Source organism: Candidatus Phytoplasma stylosanthis, from assembly GCF_032886435.1.
In the GTDB taxonomy this organism is placed as follows: Bacteria; Bacillota_I; Bacilli_A; order Acholeplasmatales; family Acholeplasmataceae; genus Phytoplasma; species Phytoplasma stylosanthis.
In genome coordinates, this window is sequence record NZ_JAUZJP010000010.1 from 1 (window position 1) to 14,128 (window position 14,128).

9 protein-coding genes are annotated in these 14,128 nt (G+C 22.0%); 8 read left to right on the forward strand and 1 reads right to left on the reverse strand.

What is annotated here, in order from left to right:
- The first annotated feature begins 246 nt into the window (after nucleotides 1-246).
- The 4 genes from eno (at nucleotide 247) to Q8777_RS01820 (ending at nucleotide 5,616) form a co-directional block, all read left to right on the forward strand.
- A complete protein-coding gene (gene eno, locus Q8777_RS01805; protein ID WP_318676488.1) occupies nucleotides 247-1,542 on the forward strand; it encodes a phosphopyruvate hydratase in 1,296 nt (431 codons plus the stop codon).
- Nucleotides 1,543-1,574: 32 nt separating this feature from the next.
- Nucleotides 1,575-3,101: a 2,3-bisphosphoglycerate-independent phosphoglycerate mutase gene (gene gpmI, locus Q8777_RS01810; protein WP_318676489.1), complete on the forward strand. Its 1,527-nt coding sequence runs from the start codon at nucleotides 1,575-1,577 to the stop codon at nucleotides 3,099-3,101.
- 202 nt (nucleotides 3,102-3,303) lie between these two features.
- On the forward strand, nucleotides 3,304-4,278 hold the full coding sequence (locus Q8777_RS01815) for an ATP-dependent 6-phosphofructokinase (protein WP_318676490.1): 975 nt from the start codon (nucleotides 3,304-3,306) through the stop codon (nucleotides 4,276-4,278).
- Nucleotides 4,279-4,410: 132 nt separating this feature from the next.
- Entirely contained in the window at nucleotides 4,411-5,616 is a 1,206-nt protein-coding gene (locus Q8777_RS01820) for a phosphoglycerate kinase (RefSeq protein ID WP_318676491.1), read from the forward strand.
- Nucleotides 5,617-5,757: 141 nt separating this feature from the next.
- On the opposite strand, the gene Q8777_RS01825 is transcribed toward Q8777_RS01820, so the two are convergent.
- The gene (locus tag Q8777_RS01825; RefSeq protein WP_318676492.1) at nucleotides 5,758-6,357 is read right to left on the reverse strand and encodes a hypothetical protein; all 600 of its coding nucleotides are present in this window, start codon (nucleotides 6,355-6,357) and stop codon (nucleotides 5,758-5,760) included.
- Between the two features lie 601 nt (nucleotides 6,358-6,958).
- Between Q8777_RS01825 and yihA the strand changes: the two genes are divergently transcribed.
- The 4 genes from yihA to pth all read left to right on the forward strand — a co-directional run bounded on the left by yihA (nucleotide 6,959) and on the right by pth (nucleotide 13,911).
- A complete protein-coding gene (gene yihA, locus Q8777_RS01830; RefSeq protein ID WP_318676493.1) occupies nucleotides 6,959-7,600 on the forward strand; it encodes a ribosome biogenesis GTP-binding protein YihA/YsxC in 642 nt (213 codons plus the stop codon).
- A gap of 128 nt (nucleotides 7,601-7,728) precedes the next feature.
- Nucleotides 7,729-10,293 (forward strand): valine--tRNA ligase, encoded by a 2,565-nt coding sequence (locus Q8777_RS01835; protein WP_318676494.1) that lies wholly within the window; start codon nucleotides 7,729-7,731, stop codon nucleotides 10,291-10,293.
- Between the two features lie 177 nt (nucleotides 10,294-10,470).
- Nucleotides 10,471-13,275: a cation-transporting P-type ATPase gene (locus tag Q8777_RS01840; RefSeq protein WP_318676495.1), complete on the forward strand. Its 2,805-nt coding sequence runs from the start codon at nucleotides 10,471-10,473 to the stop codon at nucleotides 13,273-13,275.
- 78 nt (nucleotides 13,276-13,353) lie between these two features.
- The gene (pth, locus tag Q8777_RS01845) at nucleotides 13,354-13,911 is read left to right on the forward strand and encodes an aminoacyl-tRNA hydrolase (protein WP_318676496.1); all 558 of its coding nucleotides are present in this window, start codon (nucleotides 13,354-13,356) and stop codon (nucleotides 13,909-13,911) included.
- The last annotated feature ends 217 nt before the right edge of the window (nucleotides 13,912-14,128 follow it).

Below are 14,128 nucleotides of genomic sequence, written 5' to 3' on the forward strand. Positions count from 1 at the left end.
ATTCTTTTTATATTCTTTTTATAAAAGATTTTCAATTTTCATATTTAATTATATTTTAAATAAATAAAATTTAAAAAAAAATCCCTTACTACTAATATTATTACATATTTTCTTTTTTTATTAAAAAAAAATTATTCATATATAAAAAAACACTATAATATTTATTGTACTAATTAAATTAAACGATTAGATTATTTCGTTTATTATTAATTATTTTTTAATAAAAAAAAGGAGTTATTTATTTTTATGCCTTATATTGAAAAATTTTTGGCTCGAGAAGTTTTAGATTCTAGAGGCAATCCTACATTAGAAGTTGAAGTTTATACTTTTTCAGGTGCTTTCGGAAGAGCTATTGTTCCTTCAGGTGCTTCAACTGGAGAATATGAAGCAGTTGAGTTAAGAGATAATGTTCTTGATAGATTTCAAGGTAAAGGTGTTTTAAAAGCTGTAGAAAATGTTTTAAAAGTAATCTCGCCAAAATTAAAAAACATATCTGTTTTAGAGCAAAATTTAATAGATAAAATATTAATTGAGTTAGATGGAACACCTAATAAATCAAATTTAGGGGCTAATTCTATTTTAGGAGTTTCTTTAGCATGTGCTAAAGCAGCAGCTAATTATTTAGATTTAGAATTATATGAATATATAGGCGGTATTCAACCAAAACAATTACCTGTTCCTATGATGAATATTGTAAACGGTGGAGCTCATGCTTCTAACAATATTGATTTTCAAGAATTTATGATTTTGCCGACTAATTTTTCTACTTTTAAAGATTCTTTACGCTGTGGAGTAGAAATTTTTCATCATTTAGGAAAAATACTTAAACAAAAAAAATTGTCTACAACTGTTGGAGATGAAGGAGGTTATGCTCCTAATTTTAATTCTAATGAAGAAGTTTTACAAAACATTATTCAGGCTATTTCTGATGCAGGTTATAAACCAGGGGAAGATGTTTTTTTAGGAATGGATATCGCTGCTTCAGAATTTTATGATAAAGATAAAAAAATGTATTCATTAACTTCTGAAGGAAAAAAAAGAATGGTTAATAATCAAGAATTAATTTTATATTATGAAAAATTAGTTAATGAATATCCAATTATTTCTATTGAAGATGGTTTAGACGAAAACGATTGGGAAGGATGGAAATTATTAACAAAAAGATTAGGCCATAAGATCCAATTAGTAGGAGATGATTTATTTGTTACTAATATTAATAAATTATCACAAGGTATAAAAAATAAGGTTGGTAACTCTATTTTGATTAAGTTAAATCAAATTGGAACATTAACAGAAACTTTAGAAGTTATAGAGATGGCTAAAAAAAACTCTTATACAGCTGTTATTTCACATCGTAGCGGCGAAAGTGAAGATACTACTATAGCTGATTTAGTTATTGCAACAAATACAGGACAAATCAAAACAGGATCTTTATCTCGAACTGATAGAATTGCCAAATATAATCAATTATTAAGAATTGAAGAAAAATTGAAAGTTTCTTATTATTCAGGATTAAAAAATTTCTATAATTTAAAAGAATAATTATTTATTTGAAAAGAGAGAGGTATATTTTTTTGAATAAATTTGTTGCTCTAATTATTTTAGATGGTTGGGGGCTATCAACTAAAAAAGAAAATAATGCTATTTATTTAGCCCGAACACCTTATTTTGATTATTTATTAAAAAAGTTCTCGCATACAACTTTACAAGCTTCTGGAACATCAGTCGGACTACCAAATGGACAAGTAGGAAATAGTGAAGTTGGTCATTTGAATTTAGGTTCTGGAAGAATAATTAATCAATCTTTAACCAAAATAAATCAATCTATTAGTGATAAATCTTTTTTTGATAATGAAAAATTTATTCAAGCCATAAAAAATGCTAAAAAACATAATAGCAAAATACATTTAATAGGTTTAATTTCTGATGGCGGTGTACATTCTTATTTAAGTCATTTTGAAGCTTTATTAGAATTATCTAAAAAGTATGGAATGCAAGATAAAACATATTTACATGCTTTTACAGATGGACGTGATACTAATCCATATTCAGGAATAGAATATCTTAATAAAATTTTAGATTGTGGTTTTCAATTGGCTTCTATTAGTGGAAGATATTATGCTCTAGATCGTGATAATAATTGGGATAGAATTAATTTAGTTTACAATATGTTGGTTTCTGAAAAAAGTTATATTTACAATGATCCTCTGAAAAATATTAAAGATTTTTACAAAAAAAATATTACTGATGAATTCATAAAACCTTTTATTGTTGATTCAAAAGGTTTAATTAAAGATAATGATAGCATTATTTTTGTTAATTTTAGATCAGATAGGATTATGCGTTTAGCCACCGCTTTTTCTAATCCATCAGCAACTTCACATTTTAGTTCAAAAGGTAAATCAAATTTTGAACCTGATAAATTACTTAAAAATCTTTGTATTGTAACTATGACTTTTTATTCTCAACATGTTAAAAGTTTAATTGCTTTTGAACCAACAAATTTGAAAAATATTTATGGAAAAGTTATTTCTGATAATAATTTACATCAATTAAGAATTGCAGAAACTGAAAAATATCCTCATGTAACTTTCTTTTTTGATGGCGGAGAAGAAAAGAATTTTTTAAATGAAGATAAAATTTTAATTCCTTCTCCTAAAGTTAAAACTTATGATTTAAAACCAGAGATGAGTGCTTTTTTAGTAACTAAAAAAGCTAAACAAGCTGTTTTTTTAAAAAAATATCAAACTATGATTTTAAATTTTGCTAATCCTGATATGGTAGGTCATACTGGATCTTTAAAAGCTACTATTAAAGCGGTAGAAGTAGTAGATCAATGTTTAGAAGAAATTGTTACTGCTATTCAAGATATTAATGGTATTGCTTGCATTGTAGCTGATCATGGAAATGCTGAGCAAATGACAGATGAAAACGGACAACCACATACTGCTCATACTAATAATTTAGTTCCTTTTATATTAACTAAACCTCATATTAATTTAAGAACTGGTTTTTTATGTGATGTTGCTCCTACTTTATTGGAACTTTTAGGCATTTCTAAACCTGAAGAAATGACAGGAAAAAGTTTAATTATTCATTAATTAAATTTTTTTCTTATCTTTCTTTATCTTTAAAATATTTTTTTATCTATTTAAAATTTATTTTTTAATAATAAAAAATAAAAAATGATTTATTTCGAATATTTAAAAATTAATAATTTTTTTTAAATTTAATTTCAATTTTTTAATTATTCAATATTTAAAATTTTTTTTATTAAAAAAGTTTAATAAAGGAATTACACAAATGAAAAAAAATCAAATTAAAAAAATAGCAGTTATGACTTCAGGCGGAGATTCTCCAGGAATGAATAGCGTAATTCAAGCTATTGTTGCAACAGGTTTGAAACAAAAATTAAATATTTATATTGTACGAGATGGTTATTTAGGTTTATATAATAATCAAATTGAAATTATTGATTATATTGATGAATTTTCTCGTTTTATTAATAATTCAGGAACTTTTTTAGGAACATCTCGTTTTCTTCCTTTTCAAAATGATTTTGAAATTCGTAAAATATGTGCGCAAAATTTAAAAAAATTAGATATTGATACATTAATTATTATTGGTGGAGATGGTTCTTATCGTGGAGCTATTAAATTAGAAGAATTAGGCATTAAATGTATCGGAATTCCAGCGACTATTGATAATGATATTCAAAAAACTGATTTTACTATTGGTTTTAGTACATCTGTTAATAATGTATTAGACGCTATTGAAAAATTACGTGATACTTCTTTATCACATAATAGATGTACTATTATTGAAGTAATGGGAAGACAAAAAGGTGATTTAGCTTTATATGGAGGAATTGCAGCAGGAGTAGATTTAATAGTTACAAGAGAAAATTATATAGAAAAACAAATAATTTTAGATAAAATAAAAACATTAAAACAACAAAATAAAAGACACGCTATTGTTGTTATTACTGAAAACATTTTTAATGTTAATGAACTGGCAAAAGAAGTTGAAAAATATAGCGGATTTGAAACAAGAGCTCAAATTTTAGGTCATATCCAAAGAGGAGGAACGCCAACTGTAGAAGATCGTGTTTTAGCATCTCATATGGGAAATTATGCTATTAAATTATTAAAAGAAAATATTCATAATTGCGGAATTAGTATAAAAAAACAAAAAATAACTCATTTTAGTTTTGAAGATATTTTTAATAGTATAGAAAAACGAAATGAACTTTTTGATATTATTAAAGAATTATATTAATCAAAATTAATTTGTATAAAAAATTTCAAGTAAGAGAAAACAAATTTTATTTCTTAATTTAATTTAATCTATCTTGGTTTATGTAAAATTATATTATTATTTTTAAATATTATTTTATTTGGAGATTTTATAATGAAAAAAACACTTACTAATTTTGATGTTTCGTATATTAAAAATAAAAAAATTTTATTAAGATTAGATTTAAATGTTCCTTTAAACAAAGGAATTATTACTGATGATAGTAGAATAAGAGCTATTTTACCAACTATAAATTATCTTCGAAAACATCAAGGAAAAATAATTATTTTGTCTCATTTAGGAAGAGTTAAAAAAAAAGAAGATTGTTCAAAATTAAGTTTAAAAATTGTTTCTGAAAGATTATCTACTTATTTAAAAAATAAAGTTATTTTTATTCCTGAAACAAGAGGAAAATTATTAGAAGAAAATATCTCTCAATTAAAATCTGGTGATGTTTTATTAATGGAAAACACTCGTTTTGAAGATATTGATAATAAAAAAGAAAGTAATAATGATTTTCAATTAGGTAAATATTGGTCTTCTTTAGGAGAAGTTTTTATTAATGATGCTTTTGGAATTTGTCATCGTTCAAATGCTTCTAATGTTGGAATTGCTGAACATATTTCTCAAAAATGTTTTGGTTTCTTAATAGAAAAAGAAATTAATTTTTTAGAAAAAATCATGAATAATCCTAAAAGACCTTTAATAGGAATAATGGGCGGTTCTAAAGTATCTGACAAAATTAAAATTATAAAAAATATTTTAAAAAAAGTAGATTTTCTTTTAATAGGAGGCGGAATGGCTTTTACTTTTTTAAAATCTCTTGGTTTTGAGGTTGGAAAAAGTTTATTGGAAAATGATTCAATCTCTTTAGTTCAAGAATTATTACAATCTCCTGAAGGAAAAAAAATTATTTTACCACAAGATTTTGCTTGTGGAGAAATATTTTCTCCTAATACTCAAGATTTTATTTTTGAAGCTAATAAAATTCCTTCTAATTTTATGGGTTTAGATATTGGTCCAAAAACTATTTCTATTTTTAAATATTATCTTACATTGGCAAAAACAATTTTTTGGAATGGTCCTTTAGGTGTTTTTGAATTTGATAAATTTGCAAAGGGAACTGAAATGATTGCTCAAATAATAAGCAAATTAACTAAAAGAACAGTTACTATTGTTGGTGGTGGTGATAGTGCAGCAGCAGTTTCTAAATTTAAATTAGAAAATCATTTTAGTCATGTTTCTACTGGTGGAGGTTCCTTTTTGGAATATTTAGAAGGAAAAGAAATGCCTGGATTAAAATGTATTGAAAATTTTTAATTTTAAATAAAATTAAATATAAATAAAAAATTAATACATTATTTATATTTTATATCTTATATAATTTATTTTTATATATAAAAAAAGACTATTTAATATAGTCTTTTTTTATGTCTTTTTATATATAATTGTAAGATCATCTTAATTTTTATATAGTGTTAAATTTCTTGCAATTAAATTTATTTTTTTATTTTGGTTTTCTGTTAAAGGATATTCTGTCAAAAATAATGTCTCTTTATTTTTTAATAAAATAACTTGCAAATAAGTGTTTTCTCCCCAAGTACTTTTTCTCTTATTTATTTTTAATTTTAAATCAGGAATTTCTTTAAAATCATATAATTTTTTTTCACTTATATGATCCGATTCTTTTAGTAAATTTAAATAAGAATTTGTTTTCAATTCTTTGTTTTTTAAAGCAAAGTATATTTCGGGATGATCTTTTAGTAATTTCAAAATATCATTTGTATTCATTTTGAAATCTTCATTTTCATTAGCTTGTAAATTACCTATTTTATAGTAACATATTTCTCCAGATTCATCATTTGATTTTTTGAAAAAATCAGCTTCATCTTCTTTTTTTGATTTATTATTATTATTGTTGTTGTTAATTTCTTGAACTGGATTTGTTTGTATTTTGTTTATTTCTTCATTTAAATATTCGTTTGCTTTTTCATTTTCATTATGTGATTGTTTATCTGTTTGAATTTTTTCTTCGATTTTTTCGTTTTCATTTTTTTTCATCGTGATAACCAAATAAAATATTAAAAATAGTGATAAAAATATTATTAATGAAATAAAAAATATTTTTTTATACATTTCTTTTTTCATAATTTATTTTAAATTACCGCCTTATTTTTATCTTTTATATCCATAAAATGATAAAATCATAAAATGATAAAATATAAAATGATAAAATATAAATAAAATGAAAACATTTTAAATAGTAATTATTTTTAAAATTACTATTTGTTACTATTCTATAATAAAAAATAAAATAATTAATATTATTTTGTGATAAGATATTGGATATATAAAAATATTAAAAGAAATATCTTGAAAAAAATCTAATTATTATGATATTTTAAAATTTTTTGTCATTTATTTTTTGTTAAAAAAATTTTTTATATTTAATTAAATTAAAAATTTTTTCAATCCTTGTTTTCTAGAAATTAATTTATTTTTGTTTATGTAAAAAAAATATTTTATACTAAATTTATATCATAAATCATAAATTGATGGAGTATTTAGGATATTTTAATTTAACAAAATTTATTCATTATAAAAAAATAAGTAATTTTTATCTTTATTAAAGAAATTTTTTTTATTTTTATTAAAAAAATATATGAAAAAAATTATTAGTTTTCTTGATTATAATTTGATAGGTAAAATTAGTATGATTGTTAAATCTTTTTTTGTTAAAAGTATTACTGACTTAAAATATCGACCCTTACCTAAATTATCTGAAGTTTTTTTAATGGGAAGAAGTAATGTTGGAAAAAGTTCTTTTATTAATGTTTTAGTTAATAAAAAAAAAATGGCTTTTATTTCTAAAAAACCTGGTAAAACTGTTACTTTAAATTATTTTTTATTAAATAACTATTTTTATTTAGTTGACTCGCCTGGTTATGGTTATATGCAGAGAAAATTAACCATAAAAGAAAATATTATACCTATGTTAACTTCTTTTTTACGTTATAATTTATTTATTAAAATTATCTTTCAATTAATAGATTTTCAAGTTGGACCTACTTTTTTAGATTTAGAAATATATAAAATATTAAATAGATTCAATTTACAACCTATTTTAATTCTAAATAAAAAAGACAAAGTTCCATTAACCAAAATTAATTATAGATTTCAAAAAATAAAAAAAGTTTTCGATGAATTAGGTTATCCTTCAACATCTATTTATTTATTATCTTGCAAAAACAAAGATGGATTAAATAATATTATAAAATTAATTCATGATAAAATATATATATAAAATTAATTTTGAATATAAAAAAAGTACTTTCTAATCTGATTATTTACATTTTATTTGAATAATTTTTATCGAATTTACTCAAACAAAATTGATTAAAATGAATTAGGATTCAATGAAAAAAATATATTATGAAGTCTAACAAATATAATTTTAAATTAATAGAAGAAAATAGATATAAAAAATGGTTAGATAAAAATTATTTTCAAACAGAAAATGATTTAAAAAAAATTCCTTTTACTATTATGATGCCACCGCCTAATATTACCGGTCAGTTACATTTAGGACATGCTTGGAATAATATCTTGCAAGATATTATAATAAGAAATAAAAAAATGTTGGGTTATGATGTTCTTTTTTTACCTGGTATGGATCATGCTGGAATAGCTACTCAAGCCAAAATAAAACAAAAACTTAAAGAAGAAGGATTCGATGACAAAAAAATAACAAAAGATATTTTTTTAAAATATTCTATTTTATGGAAAGAAAAATATTTTTCTATTATTCGTTCTCAGTGGAGTAATTTAGGTTTATTTATAGATTATAAATATGAAAGATTTACTTTGGAACCTTCTTTAAAAGAAATAGTTTCAAAAGTTTTTATTCAGTTGTATCAAGATAATTTAATTTACCGTGATTATAAAATTATTAATTGGGATCCTGTTCTTCAAACTACTATTTCTAATATAGAAGTTGATTATAGAAAAGTGGAAGGTAAACTTTTTTATTTGAAATATTTTTTTGTTCATGATAATGATCTTTTTTTAGAAGTAGCAACAACAAGACCTGAAACTATTTTTGCTGATCAAGCATTAGCAGTTCATCCTGATGATTTAAGATATAATACTTTTATAGGAAAAAAAGTTTTAGTTCCGTATACAAATTCTGTGATTGATGTTATAGGCGATATTTCTGTTGATGTTAATTTTGGTTCAGGAGTTGTTAAAATAACTCCAGCACATGATGAAAATGATTTTCAAATAGGAAAAAAAAATAATTTAAAAATTGTCACATGTATTAATAAAAACGGAACAATGAATGAAATAGCTTTAAAATATCAAAATTTAAAAATTTTGATATGTCGAGAAGAAATAATAAATGATTTGAAAAAAGACAATTTAGTTTCCAAAGAAGAAAATTATAATCATTATGTTGGTTTCTCAAGTATTTCAAATTCTTTAATAGAATCAAGAGTTTCTTTGCAATGGTTTTTAAGAACTAAAAAAATATATTCATTTTTTTCAAAAGAAGAAAAAATTAATTTTTTCCCAAAAAGATTTTCCAAAGTTTTTGATAATTGGTTTATTAATGCTGAAGATTGGTGTATTTCTCGTCAATTATGGTGGGGTCATCCTCTTCCTGTTTGGTATAAAGATAATCAAGTAAAAGTTCAAGAAAAAAAACCCGAAGGTGGTTTTATTAGAGATCCTGATGTATTAGATACTTGGTTTTCTTCTTCTTTGTGGCCTTTACTTACTTTAGGATGGCCAAATTTTAAAAATAATTTATTTACAAGACGGTTTCCTTTAGATGTTTTAGTTACAGGTTATGATATTTTAACTTTTTGGGTCACAAAAATGTTTTTACAAAGTACTTATTTTGTTAAAAAAATTCCTTTTCGTAATGTTTTATTACATGGTTTAGTAAGAGATCAAAAATTTCAAAAAATGTCTAAATCAAAAGGAAATGGTGTTATTCCCGAAGAAATAATTAAAAAATATGGCACTGATACTTTAAGATGGTTTTTAACTACAAGTGTTTCAAATGGTTCAGATTTATCTTTTAATGAAAAAAAGATAATGAATAGTTGGAATTTTATAAATAAACTTTGGAATATAAGCCGTTTTATTCAAACAAACATTTTTATAAAAGAAATCAATTTTCAAGAAGAAAATTTATTTTTACCAGAAAAAGCTTTATTATTTCAATTATCTGAATTAATTAAAGAAATAAATATGTTATATAAAAAATATGAATTTGATAAAATTGGACAATTATTATACCATTTTGTTTGGGAAGATTTTGGGAATTGGTTTTTAGAATTTTTAAAAGTGTTCAAAAAAAATATCAATAGTCAAAAACTTTTTCTTTTTGTTTTAAATAGTATTTTAAAATTGTTACACCCTTTCATACCTTTTATAACAGATGCTATTTTTGAAGAATTAAATTTTAACGAGTCTATTATCAAATCTAGTTGGCCAAATTTAAATTATTCTAATAAAGAAGATTTTTATTTTTTTCAATCTTTAAAAAAATTAATTATAAAATTTCGTAGTTTTAAAAAAAATAATAAAATAAATGAATTATATATACAGGAATTGTATATAAAAACTTCTTTAGAAAAAATAAAAAAATTAGAATATTTGATGCCTTTTTTATCAAAATTTTTTCAAGTTAACCAAGTTAAATTAATTAATAATTTTTTAGATAATGATTTTTTTGAATTATTTATTGAGCAAGATTTTTCTATTTTGATAAATAAAAAAATTGAAAAATTTAATTATAATTCTAAAATTTATAAAAATTTAAAGAAACAAAAAGAAATTCTTTTAAGTGAAATTCAAAGAAGTGAAAATATTTTAAATAATAATTGTTTTTTAAAAAAAGCAAATCCAAAAAAGGTTCAAGAAGAAAAAGATAAATATCAAAAATATTTAAAACAATATCAAGATTTTATTAAAAACAATAATATATAAAAATAATATTTATAAGATTTTTATTTTCTAAATTAAAAATTAAAAAGGTAGTAATTATTTTTATAAATTAATTTATAAGAATAATTATTTTTTATTTTTATTTTATAACATATATAATTTTTATTTATTTAAAATTTAAAAAAATATTTTTTATAAAAAAAGAGGATTATAAACATTATGAAGAATAGCGAACTTTTAAAAATAAGCAGTTTATCTTTAGAAGAAGTTTTTCAATATTTTAATACAAGTTATAACGGTTTAGATAGTGAAGAAGTTCGTAAAAGATATTTATTATATGGTTCTAATATTCTTGCATCTAAGAAAAAATTTAACATTATAAAACAAATAATGAAACAGTTTACTTCTATGTTTGCTATTTTATTATTAATATCAAGTTTTTTAGCTTTTTTGATTGGTGAAAAAGCAATATCGATCTCTATTATTTTAGTTGTATTTTTTAATGGTTTATTCGCTTTTTTTCAAGAATATAAATCAGATAAAATTTTATCTTCTTTGGATGATATGATACCTCATAAAGTTCAAGTTTATCGAAATAAAAAGGTAGAATTTATTGATTCAATTAATTTAACAATTGGTGATGTTATTTTTTTAGATATTGGAACTACCATTCCTGCTGATGCTAGATTAATTGAAGCTAATGATTTTTATATTGATAATTCTATGCTTACAGGTGAAACTATTCCTTTAAATCGAAATGCTTTATCTAATTTGAAAGAAAATATTCCTATTTCTGATATTCCTAATTTAGTATATGCAGGAACTAAAGTTACACAAGGCAGCGCTAAAGCCGTTGTTTACTCTATTTCACAGAATACTCAAATAGGAACAATTTCTTGTTTATCAAGTACTATTGATAAAGGAAACAGCACTCTCGAAAAGGAAATTCATAAAGTTATTAAAATTATTACTATAATTGCTTCATCATTATCTTTAATAGTATTTCTGATTTGTTTTTGGAGATATTCTAGTTTCGGAGAAAATTCTAAATTATTTTCTGTTTTTAAAAAATCTATTATTGCGGCTTTAGGAATGTTAGTCGCTAATATTCCGGAAGGATTATTACCTACTATTAATTTAAGTCTAGCAATTGGTTCTCAACGAATGGCTAAACAAAAAGTTTTAATTAAAAAATTATTTTCTGTTGAAACATTAAATTCTACTACTGTTATTTGTACTGATAAAACAGGTACTTTAACAGAAAATAAATTAACTTGTAATAAAATTTTATTTTCTGGTGGTTCTGTTGAAATTACAGGAAATGGTTTTAATAAATCAGGAAATTTTGTTAATTTTAATAAAGAAAAAGATGATGAAATTTTAAAAAAAATATTTGTAGCCGCAATAATATGTTCTGAAACTAATATAATAGATGATCCTATTCAAAAAAAACAATTTCAAATAATAGGAAATCCAGCAGAAGGTTCTTTATTAATTGCAGCTAAAAAATATGGATTAAACATTCAAAAAATACGAAATCAATTTGATATTAAAAAAATATGTCCTTTTACTTCAGAAAATAAAAAAATGAGTGTTTTTGTAGAGAATATATCACAAGAAAATTATGATTTAAATAATAGATTTTTATTTGTAAAAGGTGCTCTTAGTGTTTTATTAGAAGAATGTAAATTTAAATATGATAAAAACAAAATAACACCTTTTACTAAACAAGAAAAAGATTTTTTTATTTTACAAAATGAAAAATTATCTATTAAAGGATATCGTTTATTAGTTATTGCTTACAAAAAAATAGATGATATCGAAACAAATCTTGAAGAAAAAAACATTATTTTTTTAGGTTTAGTAGTAAATTATGATCCGCCTAAGATTGAAGTTCGTGAAGCAGTCGAACAATTATATAAAGCTGGTTTAAAAATTACTGTTATAACAGGAGATTATGGGCCAACTGCTGTTTCTATCGGAAAACAAGTGGGAATTGTTCAAAATGATAAATATTTAGATATAGATGGTTCTACCATTGATCTAATGCCTCAAGAAGAATTAAAAAAAATGTTAAAAACTTCAACTCCAATATTTTTTTCTCGTACTACTCCTCAACATAAATTAAGAATTACTCAAGCTTATCGTGATATTGGCGAAGTAGTAGCTGTTATTGGAGATGGTGTTAATGATATTTTAGCTATGAAAGCTGCCAATATAGGTATTGCAATGGGTAAATCAGGAAAAGATGTTGCACGTGATGCTGCTGATATAATTTTATTAGATGATGATTTTTCAACAATTCCTAAAGCTCTTTTAGAAGCGAGAGGAATTTATGATAATATCAAAAAATTTATAACTTATGTATTTAGTTCTAATATTCCTCAAATTTTCCCAGTTATTTTTATGGCTTTATTTAATGTTCCTCTTTATTTAACTGTTATGCAAATTTTAGCTATAGATTTAATTACTGATTTAATTCCTGCTATTGCGTTAGGAGCAGAAGAACCTAAAAAAGAATTACTAAAAAAAAGGCCTATTACTAAGGACGATCGCTTACTAGATAGTAAATTGTTGAAAAGAAGTTATGGTTTTTTAGGATTAATAGAAGGTATTTTGGCTTTAGTGTTTTTTTTACATTTTTATGGTCCTAATTTATTTAAAGATATTTCAACAAATAAAAATAGTTTATCTAGTTTTGCAACAAGTGAAAAATTTAAATTTGCTTCAACCATGGCTTTTGGTGCTGTTATTTTTGCTCAAATAGGAAATGTTTTTGCTTGTCGTTCTGATAAACTGTATTTCTGGCATACTATTAATAAAAAAAATTTCCTTTTATATTTTGGTATTTTATGTGAATTTATTTTATTTATTTTAATTTCAAGAAATTTTAATTTCTTAAATAATTTTTTTGGAACAAATGTTATACGTATTCAAGATTATTTTTATTTATTTTTATGTATTTTTGTAGTTTTATTTTTAGATTCTGTTTATAAATTTATTAATAAAAAAATCAATAATTAATATTTTTTATTAATTTTATTTTTATTTTATATTTTTGAATTTAATTATCTTTAATGTAATTAATATAGAGAGAAAGAAATGAAACTTATTATTGGATTAGGTAATCCAGGTTCTATTTATAAAAATACTCCACATAATGTAGGATTTATGTTAATTGATTTTTTTTTAAATAAATTAACAAAAGATTGTTTTCGATTTAAAAAAGACCCAAAAAGTTTGTTATATTTATGTAAAATAAATAAAATTTATGAAACTATTTTCATGAAACCTCAAACTTATATGAATGAATCAGGAATAGCCATCATTGATATTATGACAAAATACAAGATTAAGATAGAAAATATTTTAGTTATCCATGATGATATTTATTTAAAAGAAGGATTTTTTAAATTAAAAAAAAAAGGTGGACATGGCGGACACAACGGAATAAGAAATATTATAGAAATTTTGAAAACAGATTATTTCAAAAGATTAAAAATAGGTGTTGGTAAAGATAATTATATTTCTTTAGATAAATATGTTTTAAGTTCTTTTAATAATAAAAAGAAAGAAATTATTCAAAATAATTTCTTTCTTTTTGTAAAAATTATAGAAAATTTTATTTATACGAATTCTTTTGGATATTGTTCAATTTAGTTGATTAAATAAAAAAAATATTTTTTTTAATGTTTTAGATATTTTAAAAATAATTTTATATGTTATAATAAATTGTCGTTGTTTTTTTATATTTTATTAAATTTATATTAATTTATTTCTTTGAAAACTGAAGATGATATAATATTTTTTTATTTTTAAAAGACAAGTTTTTTTATTAAGATTAAAAATCTTAAAACAAAGAGTTTGATCCTGGCTC